Consider the following 25,730-nt stretch of genomic DNA (forward strand, 5'->3'; position numbering starts at 1 on the left):
CAACGGAGCGGCCATGGCCCCCCTCGACGACTTTGCCCAATCCCTGAAGCGCCCGGACCTGCTCGACTGGCTGCGCGCCGGGCTGATCGGAGACGGGGTCGAGATCGACGGCCCCTTCGGACCGAAACCGCTGGTCTATGCCGACTACGTGGCCTCGGGCCGGGCGCTGGCGCAGGTCGAGGATTTCATCCGCGACCGGGTGCTGCCCTATTACGCCAACAGCCACACGCAGGCCTCGTTCTGCGGCGCCTTCTGCACCAAACTGCGCGAGGCCGCACGCGCCGAGATTGCCCGCATGACCGGCGCCGGAGAGGGCACGAGCGTGGTCTTCACCGGTTCGGGCAGCACGGCGGGGCTCAACCGCATCGTGGGGCTGCTGGACATCGCGGGCACCGTGGCGCGCGGCGGCCGGGCCGTGGTGCTGATCGGCCCCTACGAACACCATTCGAACCTGCTGCCCTGGCGCGAGAGCGGCGCCGAGGTCATCGAGATCCCCGAGGGCGCCGAGGGCGGCCCCGACATGGACCGGCTCGAGGCCGAGCTGACGGCGGCGCAGGGCGCGGAGCTGATCGTCGGCGCCTTCTCGGCCGCCTCGAACGTCACCGGCATCCTGACCGACACCGACGCGGTGACGCGCCTGCTGAAACGCCACGGCGCGGTGGCTGTCTGGGACTATGCCGGCGGTGCCCCCTACATCCCCATGAGCATGGGGCAGGGCGATGCCGCGAAGGACGCCATCGTCTTCTCGCCGCACAAGTTTCCGGGCGGGCCGGGCGCCTCGGGCGCCATGGTCCTGCGCGACGACATCGCGCGGCGCGACACGCCCACGCTGCCCGGCGGCGGCACTGTCAGCTTCGTCTCGCCCTGGGGGCACACCTACTCCGGCAGCCTTGCCGCGCGCGAGGAGGGCGGCACCCCCAACGTGGTGGGTGACATCCGCGTCGCGCTGGTGATGCTGGTCAAGGAAGCGCTGGGCGCCGGCTGGATGGCCGCGCGGCAACGCGAGCTGCGCGCGCGGGCCGAGACGGCGTGGCGCGATAATCCGCGCATCGAGATGCTGGGGCTGCAGAAGCCCGACGCGCTGCCGATCTTCTCCTTCCGCGTGCGCGACGGGCAGGGCGGGCTGGTGCACCACCAGTTCTTCACCCGGCTGCTGAGCGACGTGTACGGCATCCAGGCGCGCGGCGGATGCGCCTGTGCGGGGGCCTACGCCCACCGTCTGCTGGGCCTCGACGAAACGGGATCGGCCGCGACGGAAGCCGCCATTGAGGGCGGAGACGAGCTTGCCAAACCCGGCTGGGTGCGATTGAACCTCTCGGCGCTGATGACAGACGACAAGGCTGATATGATCGTGGCGGCGGTGGACAACCTTGCCCGGGACGCCGCAGACTACGGGCCGAAGTATCGCGCGGACGGCAGCACCGCCCGTTTCGCGCCTGATGACACCGAAAGGGAAAGCGCCTGACCGTGACAAGCCCGCTCGCCAACCGCTCGTTCCGCACGCTCTTTGCGGCGCAGGTCTGCTCGCTGCTCGCGGTGGGCCTGCTGACGGTGGCGCTCTCGCTGGCCGCCTACGACATCGGCGGACCCGAGGCGGGCGGCCGCGTTCTGGGACTGCTTCTGGCGCTCAAGATGGTGGCCTACGTCGGGCTCGCGCCTTTCGCGGAAAGCCTGCTGTCGGCGGTGCCGCGCAAGCGGGCGATGGTCGGGCTGGACTTCGGGCGCATGTTGCTGCTGCTGCCGATGGTCTTCGTCACGCAGACCTGGCAGATCGGCGCGCTGGCCTTCGTCTTCTTCGTGCTGGCGGCAGGGTTCACGCCGCTCTTCCAGTCGGTCATTCCCGACGTGCTGCCCGAGGAAGAGACCTATACCCGCGCGCTCGCCTGGTCGCGCATCGCCTACACGCTGGAGTCGGTGCTGAGCCCGGTGATCGCCGCTGCTGTGCTCAAGATCGTGGCCCCAGAGGCCCTGTTCCTCTGCGCGGCGCTGTCCTTTGTCGGCTCGGTGGTCTTCCTGCTGGCCACGCCCTTCCCGCCGCGCGGCCATGTCGCCGGCAAGGGGCCGTTTCTCAAGCGCGCCCTCAAGGGCATGACGATCTACTCTCGCACCCCGCGCCTGCGCGGGCTGTTCCTGCTGAATTTCGCGCTCTCGCTTGCCATGGCCTGGGTGCTGGTCAACACCGTGGTCTATGCTGGCGCCCGACTGGGCGATGCCGAGGGGCGCTATCCGTTGCTCATGGCGGGCTACGGTTTCGGCGCGGCGCTGGGCGCGGTGCTGGTCCCGCGCCTCGTGCGGCGCACGAACGAGCGCGTCTCGATGCTCACCGGTATCTTCGCCTTCGCCACCGTAGGGGCGGCCTTTGCGCTGCTGCCGCAACCGCCGCTGGCGGGGCTGGAGCTGGTCTGGGCCGCCTTCGGCCTGGCCTCCTCGCTGGTGCTGACGCCCGGCGGGCTGGTCATCACCCGTTCGGCCAACCGCTCGGACCGGGCGGCGGTCTTCGCCGCGCAGTTCTCGCTCAGCCACGCGGGCTGGCTGGTGGCCTACCCGCTGGCGGGCTGGCTCGCGAGCTTCGTTTCGCTGGAGCACGCGCTGCTGACGCTCTGCGTGATGTCGGCGACGGTCGCGCTGATCGCCACGCGGGTCTGGCCCGCGAACGATCCGGTCGAACTGTCTCACGAGCATCCCGACCTGCCGGCCGACCACCCGCACCTGCGCGACCACCCCGGTCAGGGCCCGCGGCAGGGCCACGCGCATGCCTACCACATAGACGAGCTGCATCCGAGCTGGGTTCGCAGCCCCGCTTGATGCTGAACCGCAACACGATTTCCCGTAGGATGATTCGTATGCAGACGAATGACCCCACCCCCATCGACGCGCAGGGCCTGCCGGCCCTCGAAGCCCGCCTGCGCGAGGATCTCGAGTTCCTGTGCTACCCCGGCAAGGACTGGGTGCCGCAGCGCGATGGCGTGACCGACGTGGTCATCATCGGCGGCGGCATGTGCGGCATGGTCGCCTGGCTGGGCCTGACCACCGGCGGCGTGCGCAACATCCGCGTGCTCGACCGCAGCCCTGAGGGCTACGAGGGCCCCTGGCTCAACTACGCCCGGATGCAGACCCTGCGCTCGCCCAAGACGCTCACCGGCCCGGCCTTCGGCCACGGGGCGCTGACCTTTCAGGCCTGGTTCCGCGCGCAGTTCGGCGCCCACGCCTGGGACGAGCTGGACAAGATCCCGCGCGCGATGTGGATGGACTACCTGCGTTGGTATCGCCACGCACTGGGCGTGCCGGTCGAGAACGGCGTCTCGGTCGACCGCGTCGAACCCGAGGGCGACCTGCTGCGCCTGCACCTGTCCGGCGCCGAGGAGGACAGCATCCTCTGCCGCAAGCTGGTCTTCGCCACCGGCCGTGACGGCACCGGCGGGCCGAACATCCCCGGCTTCGTGCAGGACCTGCCGCGCCGCTTCTGGGCGCACAGCGCGGACGACATCGACTTCGACAGCCTCAAGGGCAAGCGCGTCGGCGTGATCGGCGTGGGGGCTTCGGCCGTCGACAACGCCGCCGAGGCGCTGGAGCACGGCGCGGCCGAGGTGCGCCACCTCGTGCGCCGCAAGGAGATGCCGACGGTCAACAAGATGATGGGCATCGGCAGCTACGGCTTCACCGCCGGCTTCGCGGAACTGCCCGACGAATGGCGCTGGCGCTTCATGCAGTACAGCTTCTCGACGCAGACGCCCTCGCCGCACGGCTCGACCCTGCGCGTCAGCCGTCATCCCAACGCGTATTTCCACTTCGGCAAGGCCACCACGCGGATCGAGGATCGTGGCGACGAGATCGAGATCTTCTTCGCCGACGGCACTTCCTACGTCTGCGACTTCGTGATCCTGGGCACGGGCTTCGTCATCGATCCGATGGCACGCACCGAGTTCGGAGAGGTCGCCGGCCGCATCCAGTTGTGGCAGGATGTCTATACCCCGCCCGAGGGCGAGGAGCAGGCCGACCTGGGGCGCTTCCCCTACCTGAACCCGGACTTCACCTTCCGCCCGAAGGAGCCGGGCATGGACCCCTGGCTGAGCAATGTCTACTGCTTCAACTACGGCGCCTCGGCGAGCCTGGGCAAAGTCTCGGGCGACATCCCGGGCGTCTCGGACGGGGCCTCGTGGCTCGCGCGCTCGATGGCCGCGACGCTCTACCAGGAGGACCTCGAGGCGCACTGGCAGGCCATGCTGGACTACGAAACGCCCGAGCTCGACGGCAGCGAATGGACAGCCACCGAACTGGAGCCGGCGCAACAGAAGAAAGAAGGACAGGTCGCATGACCATCTACGACACCACCACCCTTGGCGCCGCCGGTGTGACAGGCGGGCGCGTCGGCGCCGCCGTCGAGACCCGGGCCAACATCATGGAGGCGACCCAGGCCGCCGAGGATGCCGTGCTCGCGCCCAACGATCCGGGCGCGTTTCCGCACCCGCTGCGCGCCGCTCTGGCCGCCCGCGTGGCCGCGCTGGGCGGCGAGCCCGCGCTGGCCGAGCGTCACGCCGCCCGTGCCGGCGCCAGCGCCGCGCTGGCCGACCCGGCGCAGGACGGCACCGACCAGGGGCTCTCACACCTCGTGGCCTTCGTCGACAAGGTCGCCAACGACACCCGCAACATCGCGGCCGAGGACATCGCCGGGCTGCAGACGGCCGGGGTCGCGGATGCCGACATCGTGCGCATCTGCGAGCTGGTCGCCTTCGTCGCCTACCAACTGCGCGTGGTCGCCGGCCTGCGCCTGATGCAGGGAGCCGCCGCATGAGCCGCGTCGTTCACAAGTTCACCCGCACCGTCCCCACCTGGCAGCCGCGCGTGACGCCGGTCGACCTGCAGCAGGCCACGAAGGAACAGCTCGAGGCGCTCCAGGTCACGCCGTCCAACACCAAGGTCTCGGCCTATGTGCTGACGCTGGCGCACGACGTGGAAAGCCTCAAGGTGCGCTCGCCGCTCTTCAACGCGATCATGTACGACTCCGGCGGCATGTCCCGCGCCGAGCGCGAGATCGGCGCGCTGGCGGCCTCCATGGTCAACCGCTGCATCTACTGCGCGGCGGTCCACGCCGACCGGCACGCCAAGCTGGAGAAAGACACCACCGTCACCGACGAGCTTTTCGCCAAGGGCGAGAACGCCGACCTGAGCCAGCGCGACCGCGCGATCTTCGACTTCGCGCGCAAGCTGTCCGAGGCGCCGACCGGCGCGACCGAGGACGACATGGCGACGCTGCGCGAGGCGGGCCTGACCGAGGAGGAGATCCTCGACCTGATCCTGTCGTCCTCGCTCTTCGGCTGGGCGAACCGGCTGATGCATGTGCTTGGCGATCCCGTCCGCGAAGAGGTGCCGGCATGAGCTGCAAGGTCGGCATCGCGGGCGCGGGCTCCATCGCCTTCGGCTCGGCCGCCCTGCTGCACCAGAACGGGCACGACCCGATGCTCTGGTCGCCCTCGGGCGCCTCGACCAGGGTGCTGGCCGACGCGCCGCTCACCGCGACGGGCGCCATCGAGGCGGAGTTCTCGCCGCGCGTCGCCACCTCGGCGCAGCAGCTGGCCGAGGAGAACGACGCGATCCTGATCGCGCTGCCCGCCTACGGGCACAAAGCCGTCTTCGACGCGCTGGCGCCGCACATCCGGGACGGGCAGCACATCATCGTCAGCAGCCACGCCTCGCTGGGCGCGCTCTACCTGATGCAGCTGCTCGAGGCGCGCGGCGTGCAGGCGCCGATCACCGCCTGGGGCACGACCGCCGTCACCGGCCGCCGGGGCGAGGGCGCGACCGTCAAGGTCAACACCGTGCGCAAGAAGGTCGATCTGTGCACCGTGCCCGAGCCGCGCAGCGACTGCGCGCTGGCGGTCTGCACGCGGCTCTTCGGCGATGTCTTCGTCCCCCGCGAGGGGCTGCTGGCGATCTCGCTGTCGAATCTCAACCCGCAGAACCATCTCGGTATCGCCCTGGGCAACATCACCCGGATGGAGCGCGGCGAGACCTGGAGCCAGGGCCAGAACGTGACCCCCAAGGTGGGCGCGCTGCTCGAGGCGCTGGACGCCGAGCGGCTGGCCATCGCGGAGTCGCTGAGCCTGCAGACCAAGACGATCTTCGAGCATTTCAGCCTCAGCTTCCACGTGCCCGAGGCGAGCGTCTCGGAGATGAACCAGCAGATGCACGCGCAGGGCAACGGCGGCACCGGACCGGCCACGGCCGACAGCCGCTACGTCACCGAGGACGTGCCCTACGGGCTGCAGCTGACCGCCGTCCTTGGCCGGCTGACCGGCCACCGGGCCGAGCTGCACGAGGCGGGCATCAGCATCTTTTCCGCCATGTACGGTCGCGATTTCGCCGCCGAGAACGAGTTGTTGAACGCGCTGGAGCTCGACGGCTTCAGCCTTGACGATCTGCGCCAGGCCGCCCGTACCGGCCTGCTGCGGAAGACGCCCGAACCGGCGTCGTGATCCAAAAAAGATACGGACCAAACCCACAGGGAGACGCGATCATGTCGAAACTCATCCTCAACCGCCGCAAGCTGCTCACCACCGCCGCCGCCTCGGGCGTGGCGCTGGCCAGCCCGGCCTATCTGCGCCGCGCCAACGCCCAGGGCGGCGAGGTCAACGTCTGGACTTACAACGACTTCGTGCCCGAGGCCTTCAAGGAGCAGTTCGAGGCCGAAACGGGCATCAGGATCAACGTCCGCCTCGTCGACGACCAGGGCAAGCAGTTCAACCTGCTGGCGGCCGAGCAGCCCAACCCCTCGGTGGACATCATGACGGTGGCCGGCCACCGCTTCCTGCAGTTCATCGACAGCGACCTGCTGGCGCCGCTCGACACCGACCGCCTCAGCAACTGGGGCAACATCAACCCCACCTTCTCGGAGTCGGACTGGTCGACCATCCAGGGCGAGAAGTGGGGCGCGCCGATCCTGTCCGGCATGGAGGTGCTGGCCTACAACACCGACTACGTCTCGGCCGAGGAGGCGCTGACCTGGAACACCCTCTTCTCCGAGGAATACAGCGGCCGGACCGCCTATATCATCCAGGACATGATGTCGATCGTGATGCTGATGATGGGCTACGACGGCAACATGGTCGAATACATGGACGACCCCGACAAGGCCGCGGCCATCGTCGAGGAGGCCAAGAACTTCCTGATCGAGCACAAGCCGCTCGTGCGCAAGTACTATGACGGCGGCGCCGAGTTCCAGCAGATGATGGTCAACCAGGACATCGTGCTGGGCCACTCGTGGAACGGCCCCGCCGCGGCGCTCATCAACGACGGCTTCCCGCTGGGCATGGCGATCCCGAACGAAGGCTCCTACGGCTTCGTCTACACCTACAACATCGCCAAGAACTGCCCGAACCCCGACAACGCCTATACCTTCCTCGACGCGATCCTCGCATCGCCCGAGATCGGCGCGGCGATGACCAAGGCCTCGGGCTTCATCTCGACCTACAAGGGCGCGTCGGAATACCTGACCGACCTCGAGAAGGCCTCGACCTCCTTCCCGGACGAGCAGCTGGCGAACCTGCAGTTCTTCCGCGCCGAGGCGAACGAGATGAAATACGGTCTCGTCGATCCCGCGGTCGAGGCAATCAAGGCCGCCTGATCCGGCCGACCCGCCTTCGTCCCTGTCCGGCCGCCACACGGCCGGGCAGGGGCTGTGACACCTTCCCGACGTCTCCTTCCGAAAGGGCGACACAATGACCTACGAGGCATCCGCGCGGAAAGAACGCGGCGCCGCCGAGAAGGCCCCGGCCGACCGCACCTTCTGGGGCCGGCTCTCTGCCTGGGCGCCCTACCGGGCCCTCGCCGCAATGGCGACCGCCTCGCCGCGGCGCCAGTTCCTGATCCTCGCGATCTTCCCGATTCTCTGGGTGCTGACGCAGCACCTTGGCCCGATGCTCCAGATGCTGCGCGTGTCGCTGACCGATGCCTACCCGGTCGCGCCCGGCGTCGAACAGCATTTCACCTTCGACAGCTACCTGCGCTTCTTCCAGGACCCGCTGTTCTGGATGCCCTTCTTCCGCACGCTGATCTTTGCAGGGGTGTTCACCTTCTGCACGCTGATCCTGACCTACCCGGTGGCCTACTTCCTGGCCCGGCATGTGAGCCGCAAGAACCAGATGCTCTTCCTGCTGCTGCTGCTGATCCCCTTCTGGGTGGGCGAGATCGTGCGGACCTATGCCATCATGATCCTGCTCGGCAACACCGGGGCGGTGAACCTCGTGCTGCGCTGGATCGGGCTGATCGACCGGCCGATCCCCTTCATGTACACGAGCTTTTCCATGGGTGTCGGCATCGTCTACCTGACCGCGCTCTACATGCTGCTGCCGCTCTACTCGGCGCTGGAAAAGCTGCCGAAATCCATGAACGAGGCCGCCGCCGACCTCGGCGCGGGCGCATGGACGCGCTTCCGAAGGGTGACGCTGCCGCTGACGCTGGAGGGCATATCCTCGGGGTGCACGCTGGTCTTCCTGATCTCGACCGGCTTCTACGCGACGCCTGTGCTGCTGGGCGGCCCTTCGACCACGGTCTTCGCCGAAACCATCGCCGGCTTCTTCCACGTCGCGGGTGACGAATGGCCGACGGGTGCGGCCTTCGCCGTGATCATGTTCCTCGCCGCGCTGGGGATCTCGGCCGCGTTCCAGCGGCTGATGAGCGCCCTGCGCAAGGGAGACACGAAATGAACCGGAAGAACCGCATCATCCTGTCCTGCGTCTACTGGGCCTTCGTCGCCTATGTGTTCGTGCCGCTGATCCTCATGGTGCTCATGGGGTTCAAGGACAGCAACTTCATCGGCTTCCCGATCCGCAGCTACACGCTGGAGTGGTACACCGGCGTCTTCGACGACGCCGAGACCATCTCGGCCTTCGTCTACTCGGTCGCCATCGCGGTGCTCTCGACGGTGATCTCGATCCTCGTCGGCACCTGGATCGCGGTGCTGCTCGAGGGGCGCAGCTTCTGGGGGCGCGCCGTGGTCTTCGGCATGACCGTGCTGCCGGCGCTGATCCCCGGCATCATCTCGGCCATCGCGTTCCGCATCTATGCCCGCTACCTCGGGATCGAGCCCGGCATGGGCGCGATCATCTGGGCCCACGCGGTGCACAACGTGCCCTTCGTGGTGCTGGTGGTCATGGCGCGGCTCTCGACCCTGCCGAAGAGCCAGATCGAGGCGGCGCGCGACCTGGGCGCCGACCCGCTGATCGCCTTTCTGCGGATCACCTTTCCCTACCTCGTGCCCGCGATCATGGGGGCGAGCATCTTCTGCCTTCTTCTCAGCTTCGACGACTTTGTCCGGTCCTTCTTCCTCGGCGGCTACGAGCCGACCCTGCCGGTGCTGATCTTCGCCAAGCTGAAGTCGGGCATGTCGCCCGAAATCAACGCCATCGCGACCGTGGCGCTGGTGCTCACCGCCGTGATCGGCGTCTGGGCCGAGCGCTTCACGCGCCGCATGAACAAGGACAGCTGAGCCATGGCCAACGATCCTCTCGTCCGTCTCGACGGCATCACCAAGCGTTTCGGCGACACCGTGGCGCTGGACAACCTCACGCTCGACATCGCGCAGGGCGAATTCGTCACCTTCCTCGGGCCCTCGGGCTGCGGCAAGTCCACCACGCTGCGCATCCTGGGCGGTTTCGAGCAGCCCAGCGAAGGGCGCGTCCTGCTTCGCGGCGAAGACGTGACCAGGCGTCCGCCGGAAAAGCGCAACGTGAACATGGTCTTCCAGGACTACGCGCTTTTCCCGCACATGACCGTGCGCCAGAACATCGGCTTCGGCCTTGAACTCAAGGGCATGGGCAAGTCCGAGATCCGCGCCCGCCAGGACGAGATCATGGCCTTTCTCGAACTCGAAGCCTTCGGCGACCGCTACCCGGCGCAGCTTTCGGGCGGTCAGCGGCAGCGCGTCGCGCTGTCGCGGGCGCTGGCGCCGGACCCGGCGCTGCTGCTGCTCGACGAGCCTCTGGGCGCGCTCGACGCCAAGCTGCGCGCGCAGGTCCAGCAGGAGCTGAAGTCGATCCAGCGGCGCACCAACAAGACCTTCTTCTTCGTGACCCACGACCAGGAAGAGGCGCTGACCATGTCCGACCGCATCGTCGTGATGAGCAACGGCCGGGTCGAGCAGGACGGCACGCCGGAAGAGCTGTATTTCCACCCCGCGAGCCGTTTCGTGGCAGAGTTCATCGGCGAGACGAACCTGCTGAACGGCGAGCTGCGCGGGACCGACGGCGATGCCGTGGTGATGGACTGGTTCGGCCAGACCCTGCGCGGCCACGCGCCGGCCGGCGTGCCGCCCAAGGGCGCGCCGATCACCGCCTCGGTCCGTCTGGAAAAGCTGGACTTCCACAAGGAGCGCCCGGCGACCGCCAACGCGGTGCAGGGCCGGGTGGTCGGCAAGACCTTCCTCGGCAGCCGCATGGCCGTGGACCTCACGGTCGAGGACGCGCAGGGCGCGCACCTCAAGGCCTATGTCGATGCCGAAACCGGCCAGTCGGTCGGCGACGCCCCGGTCTGGATCGGCTGGGACGGAAAGACAGCATGGCGGTGCTGCGCGACTGAGATCCGTTGCCCGGGCCGCCCTTTCGGACGGCCCGGGATCGCCCTTCAGCCCTCGATCTCGTGCTTCCGCGCGCGCAGGAAGTCGCGGATGTCGAGGGCCGATTTTTCATCCATCGAGACATAGACCAGCGACATGTTGGTGCGCTCGCGGACCATCTCGCCGGGGAAGGGCAGGTAGCTCAGCTCCCGCGACCCGAAGGACGGCGAGGCGGTGCCCACCTGCCAGTCCGTCGTGAGCTCGACATCCACCAGTTTCAGTGCCGTCGCCCCCGAGGCCGAGGCCCGCTCGAAGGGCACGCCGGCGAGCTTGAGATAGCTCGTCTTGTCCTTGGCCTGCAGGAAGCCGTCGATGAACTGCGTCGCCAGCACCTGCAGGTCCGCCGCCTCGTCGGCGTGGTGCATGTGGCTGTGCAGGTGCTCGCCGTCCTGCGGGTGGTTGTGGTCGTGCGGGTGGTGATGGTGATGATGGTGGTGGTGCCCGTGCGGGCCGTGATCATGTGGCATTGGACCACCTCTTTCCCTCGAATTCGCCGTGCGGCACCGAGACGGGCTTGTCGATGAACTGCTTGTGCTTGCCCAGCGTGCCGTTCGAGACCATGGCCCCGAGCACGTCCACGATGACCCGCGTGCCCATGAGCGCCGTGATGTCTGAGGTGTCGTAGGGCGGCGAGACCTCGACCAGCTCCATCCCGCAGATGCCCTGTGCCGCCACCTTCGAGGCCAGCGCCAGCGCCTCGCGCGGGAGGAAGCCGCCGGGCTCGGGCCAGCCGGTGCCGGGCACGAACCCGCAGTCGATGCTGTCGATGTCGAAGGACATGTAGACGATGTCGACACCGTCCCAGGCCATCTCGAGCGCCATCTCGGCGGTCTTGTCGATGCCCATGCGCTCCATGTCGGACATGGTAATGATGTTGGTCTGCCGCTCGCGCGCGACCTTGACCGCCTCGCGCGGGACCTGCCAGCCGCCGATGCCCACCTGCACGAGGTTCTTGGCCGGCACGTTGGGCATGTTGGTGGCGTGGAACCACGGCGTCGTGTGCATCCGCTCGTCGAGATCCTTTTCCTGAATGTCGGCGTGGCGGTCGAAGTGCACGATCCCGATCTTCTTGCTCGTGCACTCGGCGATGCCGCGCACGCAGGGGAAGCCGATCGAGTGGTCGCCGCCGATCATGATGGGCAGCGAGCCCGACGAGAAGACGTGGCTTACAGCGCGGCTGATCTGGTCGAAGCTCTTCTCGATGTTGGCAGGGATCGTGAAGACGTCGCCCGCGTCGCACATCGTCATCTGCTCGCGCAGGTCGACGCCGATCTCGTAGTTGTAGGGCGTGTAGAGCGCGCTGATCTTGCGCACCCCCTGCGGGCCGAAGCGCGTGCCCGGCCGGTAGGTGGTGCCGCCATCGAAGGGGATGCCCAGCACGGTGGCGTCGTAGTTGGCCACCTCGAGCACGTCCTCGGCGTAGGGCGCCTTGAGGAAGGTGTTGATGCCCGCGTAGTGCGGCAGCTCGCCCCGGGCGAAGGTCGGGATGGACTTGTCGTCGATGCTCTCGGCGCCGGTCAGGCCCATGCGCAGCGCCCAGCGGCGCTCCTCGTCCCAGCGGCCCTCGGGCAGCTCGCCCTCCTTCTGCAACGCCTTCCACCCGGCGAGCTTGGTCAGGTCCGGGTGGTGCTGGCGCCGCTCGCGCAGGGCATGGCGGGCGGCGGCATCGCGCGGATGGTGCGAGGGCCTCTGTCTGAACTCCGAAAACATTCCTGTCTCCATGTGTCGTGTCCGGCGCACGGCCGGGGCTTCCGGGCCTTGGTGACGGCCTGCGCGCGGGGCCCGGCGGCGCGCGCGGCGAAGGCGCCGGCCTCAGCCCGTGGCGTCGGCCGGCACCGGGGCCGGGCCCAGCGAGGGCAGCCCGTCGAGGATGTTCTGATACGGGATGCCGCGATCGCGGGCGTCGAAATCGTAGGTGATGGTGGCGCCATAGAGGCCCGGGTCCTGCGGGTCCCAGCGCGGCTTGTCGAAGACCAGCACGCGGTCGCCCAGCTTGAAGCCCTCCTCGAGGTCGTGGGTGACCATGAAGACGGTCATGCTGGTCTCGGCCCGCAGCTCGGTGAGGAAGTCGTGCATCGAGAGCCGCGTGCCCGGGTCGAGCGCGCCGAAGGGCTCGTCCAGCAGCAGCACGCGCGGCCGCGCCGTCAGCGCCTGCCCGATGGCCAGCCGCTGCTGCATCCCCCCCGAGAGCGTCGCGGGGTAGTTGTCGGCGACATGCGACAGCCCGATGCGGGCGAGGGTCGCGTCGGCCTCTTCCCGCGCCTGCCGCAGCCGCGCGCCGAAGAAACGGCCCAACGGACGCTGGAAGCTCTGCCCGGCGACGATATTGTCGCGCACGCTCATGTGCGGAAAGACCGAGTAGCGCTGGAAGACGACGCCGCGCTCGATCCCCGGCTCGCGGGCCGGCGCGCCGCCGTCGATGGTGATGCTGCCCCGGGTGGGTTGCTCGTCGGCCAGCAGGAGCCGCAGGAAGGTGGACTTGCCGCAGCCCGAGGCTCCGACGATCGAGACGAACTCGCCCTCGGCCACGTCGATGTTCACGCGTTCGATGATCGGGCGGCCGCCGTAGCTCTGCCAGACGTCTCGGACGGATACGAAGCTCATAGTCCCGCCCCCATCCACGGAAAGGCCCGGCGCGACAGCGTCTTGAGGCCCCAGTCGATCAGGAAGGCGAGCGCGGTGATCCAGATGACGTAGGTCAGGATGATGTCCATCGCGAGATAGCGCCGCACGAGGAAGATGCGGTAGCCCAGCCCGGTGTCGGCGGCGACCGCCTCGGCGGCGATGAGGAACAGCCAGGCGGCGCCCAGCGAGAGGCGCACGGCGGCGATGAGGCGCGGCAGGATCTGCGGCAGGACCACGCGGGTGGCGATGGTCGTGGTCGAGGCGCCCAGCGTCTGCGCCTTGACGATCTCCTCGTGCGGGATGTCGAGCACGCGCTGGCTGAGGTCGCGGATCAGGAAGGGCGTGATGCCGATCACGATGAGCACGACCTTCGAGGTCTCGCCCAGGCCGAAGACGATGAAGAGGATCGGCAGCAGCGCCAGCGGCGGCACCATCGACAGCACCGCCACGAAGTCCGAGAAGGTGCGCCGCGCGTAGGGCAGCAGGCCGATGAGCAGCCCCGTCACCAGCGAGATCAGCGCTGAGATGCCCACGCCAAGGCCCAGCCGCCGCAGGCTGGCGGCGGTGTCGTGCCAGAGCAGGATCGCGCCGGTGCGGCGGTCGCCCTCGGTGAAGAGGCGCAGCGCCGTGTCGCCGATGGTCGAGGGCGCCGGCAGCAGCTTGTCCTGCGGGTTCGCGCTGAGGCGGATGTCCGAGCCGATGACATAGGCCGCCGCGAACAGCACGAAGGGCAGCGCTGCGAGGAAGACGGCCATCGGCCGCGAGGGGCGTCGGTTGATGAGGCGCATCGTCGGGCCTTTCGCGGAAAGGGGCGCGGCGGCCCCGGGCCATGCCGGGGCCGCGCGGGTCTCCGGTCTCAGAGGCTGCCGTCGGCGGCCATCTGCATGTAGGTCGTGTCGAAGCGGAACATCACGTTGTCGGTGTTGCCCGTGGTCGACCCGTCCGGGTAGGCGATGCCCACGAAGTCGGGCGAGGGTGCGTTGACGCCGAGGATGCCCTTGTCGAACAGGAAGTTCGCGACGTTGGTCATGGTCTCGGGCAGGTCCCCGGAGGCGGCCTGTGCCACGGCATCGGCCGGGTCGAAGAACATTTCCGTCGCCGCGAGCTGCGCCTTGTAGCCTTCGAGGTCGGTGCCCGAGGCCTCGGCCATGGCGGTCAGCGCCTCCTCGTCGCCCTCGGCCATGAGCGACATGACCTCGTACCAGGCGCCCGCGACGGCCCTGCCGAAGTCGGGGTTCGCCTCGAGCGTCTCGGTGTTCACCACCATGAGGTCGAGGATCTCGCCCGGGATCTGAGAGCTGTCGAAGATGTTGGTCGCATCCGGGTTCGAGGACAGGATTTCCGAGACGAGCGGGTTCCAGGTCACCACGGCCTCGACCTCGGGCGCGGCATAGGCGGCGATCATGTCGGCGTCCGAGGTGTTGACCACGCCGTCGAGGTCGGCCTCGGACAGGCCCACGCTGTCCAGCCCGCGCGCGAGCAGGTAGTGCGAGACCGAGAGCTCCACGAGGTTCACCGGCTTGCCGGCGAGATCCTCGAGCGATCCCTCGCCCTTCAGGATGACCGCGTCGTTTCCGTCTGAATAGTCGCCGATGATCAGCGCGGTGGTGTCGACGCCGCCGCCCGCAGGGATCGAGAGCGTGTCCATGTTGGTGGCAGAGACACCGTCGAATTCGCCCGCGGTATACTGGTTGATGGATTCGACGTAGTCGTTGATCTGCACGATATCGACGGTGATGCCGTACTTCTCGGCCCACTTGTCCATGATGCCGCTGTCGTCGAGATAGCCCCAGGGCATCCAGCCCACGTAGATCGACCAGGCGAGGCGGAAGTCGGTCTTTTCTTGCGCCATCGCCGGGCCGGTGGCTGCGAGAACGCCCAGAGAGAGCGCCGTGGCTGTCAGGAGGGTCTGTCTGGTCATGGTCTTCCCCGTTGGCAAGCGTCCCGCCGATATTGGTTTTCGGTCAGCCCGCTGGCGGAACAAGGAGACAAGGGCGCGGACGAGACCTGCGCAGTGTATCTCCCGGGATTTTGGCCCGCCGTGTGCCCGCCCGGAATTTGCCGGGCAGGTTGTGCTTCTCGGACCAGGCTTCGCCGTGGCGAACGGAACCCTAAGCACGCTGCCCCTTCAGTCAGCCCCGGCGGCGGCGATCATGGCAAAGAAAAATGTGAGCCTGCTCGGGATGCCCGCCGGGAATGCACTCGAATTGTGCAGCCAGGGCGGGCGCGGACCCCCGAATTCATGCTCCCGCAGTCGCCTCGAGCGCGCAGTGGAGGCTCAACCCGCCTGCCGACGGAATCGCGAGGGGCTGTCGCCGGTGGCCTGCCGAAAGGCGGTCGCGAAGGCGGTGGGGGTCTCGTATCCCGCCAGCCGCGCCGCCTCGGAGACCGTGGCACCGCGCCGCAGAGCCGCCGCCGCCTGTTCCATCCGCCGCCGTCGCAGGCAGGTCATGACCGGCTCGCCATAGGCCCGGCGGAAGAGTCGCCGCATGGTCGAGACGCTCGTGCCCCCGGCGGCGGCGATCCGCTCCAAGGCGGGGATGGGCCCGGGCCGGTCCGCGAGGGCCTCCATCCGGGCCAGCCGGTCGCGTTCGTCCGGCCTCAGGCCATTGCCGTGCGGCACGAGCCTCTCGATCGCATCCCGCAGCAGCGCCAATGCGAGGGCCTCCTTGGCGAAGGTGCCCGACGGCCCCGGGTCCGGGGTATCGAGCAACGCGCGGACCTGCGCGATGACGCCGGGCGGAGCCACCCAGCTTTCCAGCCGGTGGGTGCGGCCCGCCAGGATGTCCTCTCGCGTGACGGCGCGCGCCGCGAGCCAGTCCCAGGACAGCCCCACCGTGAGCTTGCGCAGGCGTTCGCCCCGGCTCGCGCTGCGGCGGAAGGGCAGCGGGCTGGAGAGCGCGCTGAAGACGATCCGCACGGGCGCGCCGGGCCGGCGTCCGATCTCCAGCGCCTCGTCGCCGAGCCGGGCGCTGACCCGGCCCTCGAGCACGACGTGCAGCAGTACGTTTGCGGGCCGCGTCATGTACGTTTCGAAATCCGCCGCGGCGCGCGTGTCCTGCAGGTTGACCGTCAGGCCCGAGGGCAGCGTGGCCGTGGCGCGACCGCCGTGCAGGACGATGCGGTCCGGCGGCAGCGTGGCGCCGTGATCCCGGATTCCCGTGCGCAGCGAACGCGTGATGTCTTGAAGGCTGATTCCGGCCGGCGCCATGGCCTCTCTCCGCATTTTGGCGTTTTCGAAAAGCTTTCCGAACGGCGTGCGAAGGTCGCTGGCTGGTTCGGCCCCTCTCTACCCGATAAAAATCTATAAAAATAGTCAGATTTAAAGAGGATCCCGCGCATGACGCCCTCCGTGCCCCGCCCGACACGCCTGGCCCTTCTGGTCACCACCGCGCTCACCGGCCCCGCGCTGGCGCAGGACGAGCCCGTCTACCTTGGCGAGATCACCATCGACGGCGCCAGCTACGAGACCGAGGACAGCGACAGCTACTCGACCGACCTGGTCTCGGTCGGGGAAAAGGCCACGATGAGCCCGCGCGAGGTGCCGCAGTCCACCTCGGTGGTGACGCGCAAGCAGATCGACGACGGCGGCTACACCGCGCTGGAAGAGGCGCTGGCCGATACCCCGGGGATCATGATCCTCAACAACGACACCGGCCGGTCGTCGATCTTCTCGCGCGGCTACGAGTTCGACTACCTCTACTTCGACGGCCTGCCGGCGCCGGTGAGTTCGATCTACGGCACGCAGCCCGATCTCTCGATCGTGGACCACATCGAGGTGCTCAAGGGCCCCGCTGGCCTCTTCATCGGCACGGGCGAGCCTGCGGGGTCGATCAACATGCGTCTGAAGCAGGCGACGGCGACCGAGCCCAAGGGTTACGCGACCCTGTCGGGCGACTCCAACGGGCAGGCACGGGCCGAGGTCGACGTCTCGGGCGCGCTGAACGAGGAGGGCACGCTGCGCGGCCGCGTGGTGGGGGCCTATGGCGATGGCGGTGATTTCGTCGACGGCGTGGAGAACGGCGTGCGCTCGCTCTACGGCACGCTGGCCTGGGACGTGACGCCGGACACCGAGCTGACCTTTTCGCTCAGCCACATGCAGCGCGACATCGCGCCTTTCAACGGACTGCCGACCGATGACGACGGCGACCTGATCTGGACCGATGTCTCTGCCACCACGGGGCCCGACTGGAACGATTTCGAGAACGCCACGACCGACGCCGTGCTGGCGGCCGAGCATTTCCTCGCCAACGGCGCGCGGGTGAAGTTCTCGATGCGCAAGTCGCGGCAGGAAGCGGATTTCCTCTACGGCTATTCCGGGTCCACCGCCGACGAGAACAACATGATCTCGCGGCTGTCCTGGCTGGCGCAGGACTTCGAACAGGACAGCCTTGCCTTCGACGTGCACGCCGAGATGCCTTTCGCGCTGGCCGGCTGGACCGGCACCGCGATCCTCGGCGCCGACTGGCAGAAGGTCGACAGCACCCGGCACCAGGCGCGCGGGGCGATCTCGGGCAGCTGGGATCTGGACGACTGGGACGGCGGCGTTGCCCGGCCGGATGCAAGCTACACCAGCCGCACCGACACCGAGACGACCTCGACCGGGCTCTACTCGCAGGTGCGCCTGTCGCCGGTGGATGCGCTGACGCTCATCGGGGGCGCGCGGCTGAGCTGGTATGACGGCACCGTCGACTCCAGGACGCTGGCCACCGGCGAGGTCTCGACCGCGCGTTACGATGTCGAGGCGAAGGTGACGCCCTTTGCCGGCCTGACCTATGACATCACCGACAACGCGACGCTCTACGCCAGCTATTCCGAAATCTTCATCCCGCAGTCCGAACTGGACGACGACGGCGACCTGCTGGAACCTGTCGAGGGGCGCCAGGTCGAGATCGGGGCCAAGGCCCGGCTGGGCTACGGGCTGGATGTCTCGGCCGCGCTCTTCGACCTGCGCGAGGTTAACCGGCCCGTCTCCGTCGTGGGCGAGGACTACTACGTCGCCGAGGAGGAGGTCGTCTCGCGCGGGTTCGAGCTGGAGGTCGCGGGCGAGGTGGCGCCGGATGTCCACCTGGCGGCGGGCTACACCTACACCGATACCGAGTATCTCAACGGCGACAACGAGGGCGATGCCTTCTCGACCTACACGCCCGAGCACATGTTCAAGCTCACCGGCGCCTACGACGTGACCTCCGGCGCGCTCGAAGGCTGGAGCCTTGGCGGCCGGCTGACCTGGATGTCGGAGTTCTCCTCGCGCGGGATCGAGGCGCCGGGCTATGGCGTCGTCGACCTGACGGCTTCGCGGACCTTCGCCAACGACCTCGAACTGCGGGTCGGCATCGATAACGCCTTCGACCGCGACTACTACAGCCGCGTCGGCGGCACGACGGTGTTCAACTTCCGGGGCGAGCCGCGCACCTTCAACGTGTCGCTGACCCGCTCGTTCTGATGCGTCCGGGCCTTGCAGCCACGGCGGCCTGTGTCGCGATGCTGAGCCTCGGTGCCGCGGCGGTTGCCGACCCCGCCCCGCGCGCCGAAGACCTCGGCGCGGCCTGGACACCGGCGGACACCGCGCAGTTCGAGGTGGGGCCGCCGGAGCACCGGTTCCGGGTGCTCGTCTCCGTCCCCTCGGCCGAGCCGCCGGCGCAGGGCTACGGCGTCATCTACGCGCTCGACGCGGGCTGGACCTTCGGCACGCTGCGCGACGTGGTCGGGCTGCGTGCGCTCGGCGGCGCGCAGGGCACGGCGACCCCGACAGTGATCGTCGGCATCGGCTGGCCGGGTGCGAGCCTCGTGGACCTCGACCGTCGCGGCCCGGACCTCGTGGCACGGCCGCCGCAGGGGGGCGGGCCCGAGGCCACGCTGGAGGTGATCGAGACCGAGCTGATCCCGGCCATCGAGGACCGTCTGCCCGTCGATCCCGCCCGCAGGATGCTGCTGGGTCACAGCTTCGGCGGCGCCTTCGCGCTGGCGGCGCATGCGCGGCGGCCGGGCCTTTTTTCGCACGTGGCGGCGGGCAGCCCCTCGATCTGGACGGACCCCGAAGGCCTGCTCGGCGAGCCGGACCCGAACGGGGCCGAGGTGCTCGTCACCATCGGCGGGCTCGAGGCCCCGGCGGCGGCCGAGGCCGCGAACCAGCCCCCGGATCGCGTCGCGCGGCTGCGCGAGCGCGATATGACGGGCCGCGCGAGGCAAATGGCCGAGGCGCTGGGGGCAAAATTCGTTACCTTCCCGGGCGAAACGCATGGCTCGTCCGTTAGCGCCTTCCTCGCGCGGGCGGTGGCCTTTCTCTGGCAGGCCGGGTGATCCCAACCCGCGCGGCTCAGATCGCCTTGACCAGCCGCAGCGCGTCGTAGATCGCCGCATGGGTGTTGCGCGCGGCGACCGCGTCGCCGATGCGGAACAGCCTGTAGGTGCCCTCGGGGTTGCGCGTGGCCGCCTGCGGGCGGCCCTCGATCAGCGCCTCGTAGTCGACCTCGCCAAGGTTCGACGAGGCGGGGCGCAGGTCGAAGTAGAGGTCGTCGAGCGGGCGCGTGCCGTGGTTCACCACCACCTGGTCGACCTCGCGCGTGCGGGTCACGCCGCCGTAGTCGCTGCCGATGGTGGCGCGCAGGGCGTTGCCCTCGCGGTGCACGGCGTCGAGCTTCCACGAGACGGTGAAGGTCACGTCCTGCTTTTGCAGCTCGCGCATGGAAGGCGTCAGCGACATCGCCATGACCTCGGGCGAGATGGCGCGGTCGCGGGTCATGACCTCGACCGAGGCGCCTGTGGCGGCGATCGCCTCGGCCGCCTGCAACGCGGGGTAGTCGCCCGCGTCGTCGTAGATCAGCACGTTCGATCCGGGCCGCGCGTCGCCCGACAGGATGTCCCAGGCCGAAACCACGAGGTCGTTGCCCTTTTCCAGCACTTCGGTATGGGGCAGGCCGCCGGTAGCGACGATGACAACGTCCGGCGCGTCGGCCGCGACGGTCTCGGCGTCGGCGAAGCTGTTGAAGCGGAAGGTCACGCCCATCCGGGTGCATTCCTCGAAGCGCCACTGGATCAGCTGGATCATCTCGTGGCGGCGCGGAGTCTGCGCGGTCAGGCGGACCTGGCCGCCGGGGTCGTTGGCGGCCTCGTGCACGATCACCTCGTGCCCGCGCGCGGCCGCGACACGCGCCGCCTCGAGGCCGGCGGGCCCGGCGCCCACGATCACCACGCGGCGTTCCCCGGCGGCGGCGGGCACCTCGTGCGGCTGCTCCAGCTCGCGCCCGGTGGCGGGGTTGTGCAGGCAGAGTGCCATGCCGCCCTGGTAGATGCGGTCGAGGCAGTAGTTGGCGCCGACGCAGGGGCGGATGCGCTCTTCCTCGCCGCGCATGATCTTGGCGACGATATGCGGATCGGCCATGTGGGCGCGGGTCATGCCGACCATGTCCAGCTTGCCGCTCGCGATGGCGTGGCGGGCGGTGGCGACATCCTGGATCTTGGCGGCGTGGAAGGTCGGGAAGTCGGTCGAGGCGCGGATCCGGCCCGCGAAATCGAGATGCGGGGCACTGCGCATGCCCTGCACGGGGATCAGGTCGGTCAGGCCGGGATCGGTGTCGATATGGCCGCGTACCACGTTGAGGAAGTCGACCATGCCGCAGTCCTTCAGGCGGTGCGACACGGCCATGCCCTCCTCGGGGCCGTTGCCGCCGGGCAGGCATTCATCCCCCGAGTAGCGCACCCCGACGATGAAGTCGTCGCCCACGCGGGCCCGGATGGCGCGCAGCACCTCCATCGTGAAATGCAGCCGCGCGTCCAGGTCGCCGCCCCAGGGCGCGTCGAGCGCGTTGGTCAGCGGCGACATGAACTGCTCCATCAGGTGCCCGTAGGCCTCGAGCTCGATCCCGTCGAGCCCGGCGGCCTGCATCCGCTCGGCGGCATCGGCGTAGTCCTCGATGATGCGGGCGATGTCCCAGTCCTCGGCCATCTTCGGGAAAGCCCTGTGCGCCACCTCGCGCTCGTGCCCGGCAGAGACGACCGGGAGCCAGTCGCCCTTGTCCCAGCGGGTGCGGCGGCCAAGGTGGCTGAGCTGGATCATCACCGCGCAGCCGTGGTCGTGGCATTCGTCGGTGAGCGCCTTCATCCAGCCGACGACCTCGTCCTTCCAGGCCAGGATGTTGTTGAAGACCGGCGGGCTGTCGCGCGAGACGCTGGCCGATCCGGCGGTCATGGTCAGCGCGACGCCGGCGCGCGCCCGCTCCGCGTGATAGGCCCGGTACCGCTCCTTGGGCATCCCGTCCTCGGGGTAGGCGGGTTCGTGGCTCGAGATCATCAGCCGGTTTTTCAGGGTCAGATGTTTCAGCCGGTAGGGCTGGAGGAGCGGATCGTTGGTCATGGCGGTCTCCCTTGTCGCCTTCCGGATTCCACAAAATGTTCATCGGTGTCAAGTATGCGTTCATCGATGTATATTCCTGTTGTCGCCCGGTGGGCGCGGCGATAGGATGCGGCCATGACGACAACGGATGCACAGGACGCGGAGACCGAGGACCGCAAGGGCTGGCGCGGCTCGCGCGAGCTGTGGCTGGATGCGGCCAAGGCGGCCTTTCTCGACAGCGGACTCGAGGCGGTGAAGATCCAGCCGCTGGCCGCGCGCCTGAACCTGTCGCGCACCAGCTTCTACTGGTTCTTCAAGGACCGCGCGGCGATCCTCGGCGCGCTGCTGGACAGCTGGGACGAGACCAACACCGAGGCGCTTGTCGCGGGCTGCGAGGCCTATGCCGAGACCGTCTCCGAGGCGGTGCTGAACGTGATCGGCGTCTTCCTCGACGAGACGCGGTTCGAGCCTCGTTTCGATCTTGCCGTGCGCGGCTGGGCGCATCGCTCGGACGCCGTGATGGCGCGGGTGGCGGCGGCGGATGCTCGCCGGCTCGACGCGATCCGGGCGATGTTCGCGCGCTTCGGCTTCGATGCCGCCGAGGCCGACGTGCGCGCGCGCACCGTCTATCTCGTGCAGGTCGGCTATATCTCCCTGCAGACGCAGGAGAGCCTCGAGGAGCGTATGGTGCGCATCCCGGCCTACGTGAAGACCTTCGCAGGGCAGGCGGCGACCGAGTCGGAGCTGGCGCGGTTCCGCGCCCGGCTGGGGCTACGAGCCCCGGGGCGGGGCGGAGGGCTAGCTCAGCGGTGCGCGGCCACCAGCCAGTCGCGAAAGATCCGGGCCCGGCCGGAGGCGCGCGGATGGGTGCGCAGGTAGAAGACTTGCGGCGAGGGCACCCGTTCGGGCACCAGCTGGACCAGTTCGCCGCTGTCGAGAAGCGGCCCGATGAGGCCGGTCCAGCCCAGCACGGCCCCGGCCCCGTCGCGGGCGAGTTGCAGGGCGATCATGTGGTTGTTGACCGCGATGCGCCGCCCGCCCGGTGGCGGCCACCCGAGCGCGCCCAGCCAGTCGGGCCAGCCGGTCCAGTCGGTCTCGTCCGCCTGCATGTGGATCAGCGGCGCCGGCAGCAGGTCCTCGACCGAGGCGATGCCCTGCGCCCGGGCGTAGGTGGGAGTGCCCACGGCGACGATCTCGTCGTGGAAGAGCAGCCGGCAGTCGGGGTCGTCCGCCGGCATGGTGCCGTAGTGGATGCTGAGATCGGCCCGGCCCGAGGGCGCGGCGATATCGCTGACGATCTGCGAGACGACGATCTCGGGGCGGGTCTGCCAGAAGGCGGCGATCTGCGGCGTGAGCCAGAAGGCGCTGACGGCGGTGGTGGCCTGCACGATCACGTCCTCGGTCTCGGCGGGGCCGCGAATTTCGCCGACCGCGTCCGAGATCCCCTCGAACCCGCGTTGCAGCGCCACGAAGAGATAGGCCCCGGTTTCCGTCAGATCGACGCCCCGGTGCTGGCGGCGGAAGAGCGGCACGCTCAGCTCGGCCTCGAGCGCCTTGACCTGGTGGCTGATCGCCGCCGGGGTCACGTTGAGCTCGGAGGCGGCGGCCTTGAAGCTCAAATTTCGGGCAGCCGCCTCGAAGCAGACGAGCGCGGTCATCGAGGGAAGATCGTAGGGGCGGGCCATGCGGTCGTTTTCCGTCCAGCAGGAGTCGCAAAGGCGACAGGTGAATTCAGCTAATCTAAGGTGAGAAATTTTGCCGTTGAGGCAAGCCGATTCGACGCGCAATGCCTCAGGTGAATTCACGCCGTCCACGCCAGAGAGGCCGCATCGTGACCGACCTTCTTTCCGATATGCTCGCCCGCCGCGAACCCGGGTTCTCGCTCGAGCGCGACTTCTACACCGACCCGGAGATCTACGCGCAGGATCTCGAGCAGATCTTCTACCGCGACTGGCTCTACGCGATCCCGGCCTGCCAGCTGACCAAGACCGGCGCCTATGCCCGCATCCAGGTTGGTGCCTACAACGTCATCGTCGTGCGCGGCGCCGACGGCGAGATCCGCGCCTTCCACAACTCGTGCCGGCACCGGGGCTCGGTGCTGTGCAAGGCGCGCGACGGGCAGGTCGCCAAGCTGGTCTGCCCCTATCACCAGTGGACCTACGATCTCGACGGCCGCCTGATCTGGGCCCGCGACATGGGGGCGGAATTCGATCCGGCGAAATACAACCTGCGGCCCGTGCACCTGCGCAACCTCTGCGGGCTGATCTACATCTGCCTTGCCGACGAGGCTCCGGACTTCGAGGCCTTCGCCGAGCTGGCGCGCCCCTATCTCGAGGTGCACGACCTGCAGCGCGCCAAGGTCGCCTACAGCTCGTCCATCGTCGAGAAGGGCAACTGGAAGCTGGTCTGGGAGAACAACCGCGAATGCTATCACTGCGGGGGCACGCACCCTGCGCTCTGCCGGTCCTTCCCGCTCGATCCCGAGGTGGCGGGCGTGTCGGCCGACGGCAGCATCTCGCCGCGGCTGCAGGCGCATTTCGACCGCTGCGCGGCGGCGGGTGCGCCCGCGCAGTTCCAGCTCGCGGGCTTTGCCGGGCAGTACCGGCTGGCGCGGATGCCACTGCAGGAGACCGCCGTCAGCTACACCATGGACGGCAAGGCCGCCGTGCGCCGCCCGCTGGGCCGTGTCGCGCTGCCCGACGCCGGCTCTCTGCTGAAGTTCCACTACCCGTCGACCTGGAACCACTTCCTGCCCGACATCTCGCTGACCTTCCGGGTCACGCCCATCGGCCCGCAGGAGACCGAGGTGACGACCACCTGGCTGGTCGACAAGGACGCCGTCGAGGGCGTCGACTACGACCTGAAGCGCCTCACCGAGGTCTGGATCGCCACCAACGACGAGGACCGCGAGATCGTCGAGGGCAACCAGCAGGGCATCAACTCGCCCGCCTACCTGCCGGGCCCCTACAGCCCCGAGCAGGAATCGGGCGTCGAGCAGTTCATCGACTGGTACGTGCGGACCATGCAGAGCCGGCTGGCGCCGCGCGCCGTCGCGGCGGAGTGAACGCGATGACCGCCATGACCCCCACGCTTGCGTTCTGGACCGACGACGAGCCGCTGGAATGCGTCTCGTCGCTGCCCGAGGCGCCCAACGTCGTCACCTTCACCTTCCAGGCGCCCTCGGGCGCGCTGTTCCGCTTCAAGCCGGGGCAGTTCATCACGCTGGAGCTGCCGGTGCCGGGCGGGCCGCTGCACCGGACCTACACGATCTCGTCCTCGCCCTCGCGGCCGACGGCGCTGACGATCACAGTCAAGGCGCAGGAGGGCTCGCTCGGGACGCGCTGGATGCTCGACAACCTGCGTCCCGGCGTGCGGCTGCGGGCGACGGGACCGGGCGGGGCCTTTTCCCACCTGAACCACCCGTCCGAGAAATACCTTTTCATCTCGGCCGGCTCGGGCATCACCCCGATGATGTCGATGACGACCTACATGTTCGACGGCGGCCGCGATCCGGACATCGTCTTCATCAACTGCGCGCGGCGCCCCTCCGAGATCATCTTCCGCCAGCGGCTCGAGCACATGGCCTCGCGCATCACCGGGATCGAGCTCGCCTGGGTCGTGCAGGACACCGACCGCTACCAGCCCTGGACGGGCTTCCGCGGCCAGTTCAACCAGCTTCTGCTGGGGCTTGCGGCCTCGGACTACCTCGACCGCGAGGTCTTCTGCTGCGGGCCCGAGCCCTTCATGACGGCGGTGCGCGAGGCGCTGGCGGGTCTCGGCTACGACATGGACCGCTACCACCAGGAAAGCTTCCACGCCCCCGTGGGGTCGACCGAGGAGGTGCCCGAGGGCATCACGCTCGACGACGACATCAAGGCGCAGGTCGAGTTCACCGCGTCGGGTCTCACCATCGAGTGTGCCGAGACCGAGACGCTGCTGGCGGCCGCGCGTTCGGCCGGGCTGGTGATCCCCTCGGGCTGCACCTTCGGCGTTTGCGGAACCTGCAAGGTGCGCAAGACGGAAGGGCAGGTGCACATGGTGCACAACGGCGGCATCACCGAGGAGGACATCGAGGAGGGCTACATCCTCGCCTGCTGTTCCAACCCGATGGGCAAGGTCAAGATCGAGGCCTGACTGCCTCTTGCCTGCCGACAAGGCGGG

General features: G+C 68.8%; 22 protein-coding genes, 1 pseudogene and 1 riboswitch. Of the genes and pseudogenes, 15 read left to right on the forward strand and 8 right to left on the reverse strand.

The features are described from left to right. Window positions 1–13: 13 nt before the first annotated feature. The 10 genes and pseudogenes from SALMUC_RS22155 to SALMUC_RS22200 all read left to right on the forward strand — a co-directional run bounded on the left by SALMUC_RS22155 (window position 14) and on the right by SALMUC_RS22200 (window position 10,572). A complete protein-coding gene (locus SALMUC_RS22155; protein WP_020039360.1) occupies window positions 14–1,465 on the forward strand; it encodes an aminotransferase class V-fold PLP-dependent enzyme in 1,452 nt (483 codons plus the stop codon). Between the two features lie 2 nt (window positions 1,466–1,467). Then, complete coding sequence (locus SALMUC_RS22160; RefSeq protein ID WP_020039361.1) at window positions 1,468–2,805, forward strand: MFS transporter; 1,338 nt, start codon at window positions 1,468–1,470, stop codon at window positions 2,803–2,805. Window positions 2,806–2,843: 38 nt separating this feature from the next. Then, window positions 2,844–4,316 carry an NAD(P)-binding domain-containing protein gene (locus SALMUC_RS22165; RefSeq protein WP_020039362.1) on the forward strand — a complete coding sequence of 491 codons (1,473 nt, stop codon included), beginning with the start codon at window positions 2,844–2,846 and terminating at the stop codon, window positions 4,314–4,316. Further along, complete coding sequence (locus SALMUC_RS22170) at window positions 4,313–4,792, forward strand: hypothetical protein (protein ID WP_020039363.1); 480 nt, start codon at window positions 4,313–4,315, stop codon at window positions 4,790–4,792. Before SALMUC_RS22165 ends, SALMUC_RS22170 begins: the two co-directional genes overlap by 4 nt. Then, window positions 4,789–5,376, forward strand: a complete 588-nt coding sequence (locus tag SALMUC_RS22175) for a peroxidase-related enzyme (RefSeq protein ID WP_020039364.1) — start codon at window positions 4,789–4,791, stop codon at window positions 5,374–5,376. The genes SALMUC_RS22170 and SALMUC_RS22175 overlap by 4 nt, the downstream gene beginning before the upstream one ends. After that, window positions 5,373–6,473, forward strand: coding sequence for an NAD/NADP octopine/nopaline dehydrogenase family protein (locus SALMUC_RS22180; protein WP_020039365.1), 1,101 nt, complete (start codon window positions 5,373–5,375; stop codon window positions 6,471–6,473). Before SALMUC_RS22175 ends, SALMUC_RS22180 begins: the two co-directional genes overlap by 4 nt. Before the next feature lie 41 nt (window positions 6,474–6,514). Continuing rightward, window positions 6,515–7,621 (forward strand): ABC transporter substrate-binding protein, encoded by a 1,107-nt coding sequence (locus SALMUC_RS22185; RefSeq protein WP_020039366.1) that lies wholly within the window; start codon window positions 6,515–6,517, stop codon window positions 7,619–7,621. Window positions 7,622–7,715: 94 nt separating this feature from the next. Next, window positions 7,716–8,702, forward strand: a complete 987-nt coding sequence (locus SALMUC_RS22190; protein WP_020039367.1) for an ABC transporter permease — start codon at window positions 7,716–7,718, stop codon at window positions 8,700–8,702. Continuing rightward, window positions 8,699–9,484 (forward strand): ABC transporter permease, encoded by a 786-nt coding sequence (locus SALMUC_RS22195; protein WP_020039368.1) that lies wholly within the window; start codon window positions 8,699–8,701, stop codon window positions 9,482–9,484. Before SALMUC_RS22190 ends, SALMUC_RS22195 begins: the two co-directional genes overlap by 4 nt. 3 nt (window positions 9,485–9,487) lie before the next feature. Continuing rightward, window positions 9,488–10,572 (forward strand): annotated as a pseudogene (locus SALMUC_RS22200) (ABC transporter ATP-binding protein). A gap of 45 nt (window positions 10,573–10,617) precedes the next feature. On the opposite strand, the gene SALMUC_RS22205 reads toward SALMUC_RS22200, so the two are convergent. The 6 genes from SALMUC_RS22205 to SALMUC_RS22230 all read right to left on the reverse strand — a co-directional run bounded on the left by SALMUC_RS22205 (window position 10,618) and on the right by SALMUC_RS22230 (window position 16,445). Further along, window positions 10,618–11,076 (reverse strand): hypothetical protein, encoded by a 459-nt coding sequence (locus SALMUC_RS22205; protein ID WP_020039370.1) that lies wholly within the window; start codon window positions 11,074–11,076, stop codon window positions 10,618–10,620. Continuing rightward, complete coding sequence (locus SALMUC_RS22210) at window positions 11,066–12,331, reverse strand: agmatinase family protein (RefSeq protein WP_021120827.1); 1,266 nt, start codon at window positions 12,329–12,331, stop codon at window positions 11,066–11,068. Before SALMUC_RS22210 ends, SALMUC_RS22205 begins: the two co-directional genes overlap by 11 nt. 90 nt (window positions 12,332–12,421) lie before the next feature. Continuing rightward, window positions 12,422–13,213: an ABC transporter ATP-binding protein gene (locus SALMUC_RS22215; RefSeq protein WP_020039372.1), complete on the reverse strand. Its 792-nt coding sequence runs from the start codon at window positions 13,211–13,213 to the stop codon at window positions 12,422–12,424. Continuing rightward, window positions 13,210–14,022 (reverse strand): ABC transporter permease, encoded by an 813-nt coding sequence (locus SALMUC_RS22220; RefSeq protein WP_020039373.1) that lies wholly within the window; start codon window positions 14,020–14,022, stop codon window positions 13,210–13,212. The genes SALMUC_RS22215 and SALMUC_RS22220 overlap by 4 nt, the downstream gene beginning before the upstream one ends. Before the next feature lie 68 nt (window positions 14,023–14,090). Beyond that, window positions 14,091–15,155, reverse strand: a complete 1,065-nt coding sequence (locus tag SALMUC_RS22225) for a putative urea ABC transporter substrate-binding protein (protein ID WP_020039374.1) — start codon at window positions 15,153–15,155, stop codon at window positions 14,091–14,093. Between the two features lie 97 nt (window positions 15,156–15,252). Continuing rightward, window positions 15,253–15,360: riboswitch (guanidine-I (ykkC/yxkD leader) on the reverse strand. A gap of 152 nt (window positions 15,361–15,512) precedes the next feature. After that, window positions 15,513–16,445 carry a helix-turn-helix transcriptional regulator gene (locus SALMUC_RS22230; protein ID WP_020039375.1) on the reverse strand — a complete coding sequence of 311 codons (933 nt, stop codon included), beginning with the start codon at window positions 16,443–16,445 and terminating at the stop codon, window positions 15,513–15,515. Between the two features lie 129 nt (window positions 16,446–16,574). Here SALMUC_RS22230 and SALMUC_RS22235 point away from each other — a divergent pair, with 129 nt between their 5' ends. Both SALMUC_RS22235 and SALMUC_RS22240 read left to right on the forward strand, forming a co-directional pair. Then, window positions 16,575–18,680, forward strand: coding sequence for a TonB-dependent siderophore receptor (locus SALMUC_RS22235; protein ID WP_020039376.1), 2,106 nt, complete (start codon window positions 16,575–16,577; stop codon window positions 18,678–18,680). Window positions 18,681–18,718: 38 nt separating this feature from the next. Further along, window positions 18,719–19,537, forward strand: coding sequence for an alpha/beta hydrolase (locus SALMUC_RS22240; protein ID WP_020039377.1), 819 nt, complete (start codon window positions 18,719–18,721; stop codon window positions 19,535–19,537). Between the two features lie 16 nt (window positions 19,538–19,553). Here SALMUC_RS22240 and SALMUC_RS22245 read toward each other — a convergent pair whose 3' ends face one another. Next, on the reverse strand, window positions 19,554–21,590 hold the full coding sequence (locus SALMUC_RS22245) for an NADH:flavin oxidoreductase (protein WP_020039378.1): 2,037 nt from the start codon (window positions 21,588–21,590) through the stop codon (window positions 19,554–19,556). Between the two features lie 114 nt (window positions 21,591–21,704). Here SALMUC_RS22245 and SALMUC_RS22250 point away from each other — a divergent pair, with 114 nt between their 5' ends. After that, window positions 21,705–22,448, forward strand: coding sequence for a TetR/AcrR family transcriptional regulator (locus SALMUC_RS22250; RefSeq protein ID WP_084514055.1), 744 nt, complete (start codon window positions 21,705–21,707; stop codon window positions 22,446–22,448). On the opposite strand, the gene SALMUC_RS22255 is transcribed toward SALMUC_RS22250, so the two are convergent. Beyond that, on the reverse strand, window positions 22,373–23,254 hold the full coding sequence (locus SALMUC_RS22255; RefSeq protein WP_020039380.1) for a LysR substrate-binding domain-containing protein: 882 nt from the start codon (window positions 23,252–23,254) through the stop codon (window positions 22,373–22,375). The genes SALMUC_RS22250 and SALMUC_RS22255 overlap by 76 nt on opposite strands. A 146-nt stretch (window positions 23,255–23,400) precedes the next feature. Here SALMUC_RS22255 and SALMUC_RS22260 point away from each other — a divergent pair, with 146 nt between their 5' ends. Together SALMUC_RS22260 and SALMUC_RS22265 are read left to right on the forward strand one after the other, a co-directional pair. After that, window positions 23,401–24,633, forward strand: a complete 1,233-nt coding sequence (locus SALMUC_RS22260) for an aromatic ring-hydroxylating oxygenase subunit alpha (protein WP_020039381.1) — start codon at window positions 23,401–23,403, stop codon at window positions 24,631–24,633. Between the two features lie 5 nt (window positions 24,634–24,638). Continuing rightward, on the forward strand, window positions 24,639–25,703 hold the full coding sequence (locus SALMUC_RS22265; RefSeq protein WP_020039382.1) for an FAD-binding oxidoreductase: 1,065 nt from the start codon (window positions 24,639–24,641) through the stop codon (window positions 25,701–25,703). Window positions 25,704–25,730 lie beyond the last annotated feature (27 nt).

The organism is Salipiger mucosus DSM 16094, from assembly GCF_000442255.1.
Lineage (GTDB): Bacteria > Pseudomonadota > Alphaproteobacteria > Rhodobacterales > Rhodobacteraceae > Salipiger > Salipiger mucosus.

Bases quoted from the DNA above. Each gene is read 5' to 3' on its own strand.
- SALMUC_RS22155 (WP_020039360.1), top strand. From the start codon at position 14: ATGGCCCCCCTCGACGACTTTGCCCAATCCCTGAAGCGCCCGGACCTG.
- SALMUC_RS22165 (WP_020039362.1), top strand. From the start codon at position 2,844: ATGCAGACGAATGACCCCACCCCCATCGACGCGCAGGGCCTGCCGGCC.
- SALMUC_RS22170 (WP_020039363.1), top strand. From the start codon at position 4,313: ATGACCATCTACGACACCACCACCCTTGGCGCCGCCGGTGTGACAGGC.
- SALMUC_RS22175 (WP_020039364.1), top strand. From the start codon at position 4,789: ATGAGCCGCGTCGTTCACAAGTTCACCCGCACCGTCCCCACCTGGCAG.
- SALMUC_RS22180 (WP_020039365.1), top strand. From the start codon at position 5,373: ATGAGCTGCAAGGTCGGCATCGCGGGCGCGGGCTCCATCGCCTTCGGC.
- SALMUC_RS22185 (WP_020039366.1), top strand. From the start codon at position 6,515: ATGTCGAAACTCATCCTCAACCGCCGCAAGCTGCTCACCACCGCCGCC.
- SALMUC_RS22190 (WP_020039367.1), top strand. From the start codon at position 7,716: ATGACCTACGAGGCATCCGCGCGGAAAGAACGCGGCGCCGCCGAGAAG.
- SALMUC_RS22195 (WP_020039368.1), top strand. From the start codon at position 8,699: ATGAACCGGAAGAACCGCATCATCCTGTCCTGCGTCTACTGGGCCTTC.
- SALMUC_RS22205 (WP_020039370.1), bottom strand. From the start codon at position 11,076: ATGCCACATGATCACGGCCCGCACGGGCACCACCACCATCATCACCAT.
- SALMUC_RS22210 (WP_021120827.1), bottom strand. From the start codon at position 12,331: ATGGAGACAGGAATGTTTTCGGAGTTCAGACAGAGGCCCTCGCACCAT.
- SALMUC_RS22215 (WP_020039372.1), bottom strand. From the start codon at position 13,213: ATGAGCTTCGTATCCGTCCGAGACGTCTGGCAGAGCTACGGCGGCCGC.
- SALMUC_RS22220 (WP_020039373.1), bottom strand. From the start codon at position 14,022: ATGCGCCTCATCAACCGACGCCCCTCGCGGCCGATGGCCGTCTTCCTC.
- SALMUC_RS22225 (WP_020039374.1), bottom strand. From the start codon at position 15,155: ATGACCAGACAGACCCTCCTGACAGCCACGGCGCTCTCTCTGGGCGTT.
- SALMUC_RS22230 (WP_020039375.1), bottom strand. From the start codon at position 16,445: ATGGCGCCGGCCGGAATCAGCCTTCAAGACATCACGCGTTCGCTGCGC.
- SALMUC_RS22235 (WP_020039376.1), top strand. From the start codon at position 16,575: ATGACGCCCTCCGTGCCCCGCCCGACACGCCTGGCCCTTCTGGTCACC.
- SALMUC_RS22240 (WP_020039377.1), top strand. From the start codon at position 18,719: ATGCTGAGCCTCGGTGCCGCGGCGGTTGCCGACCCCGCCCCGCGCGCC.
- SALMUC_RS22245 (WP_020039378.1), bottom strand. From the start codon at position 21,590: ATGACCAACGATCCGCTCCTCCAGCCCTACCGGCTGAAACATCTGACC.
- SALMUC_RS22250 (WP_084514055.1), top strand. From the start codon at position 21,705: ATGACGACAACGGATGCACAGGACGCGGAGACCGAGGACCGCAAGGGC.
- SALMUC_RS22255 (WP_020039380.1), bottom strand. From the start codon at position 23,254: ATGGCCCGCCCCTACGATCTTCCCTCGATGACCGCGCTCGTCTGCTTC.
- SALMUC_RS22265 (WP_020039382.1), top strand. From the start codon at position 24,639: ATGACCGCCATGACCCCCACGCTTGCGTTCTGGACCGACGACGAGCCG.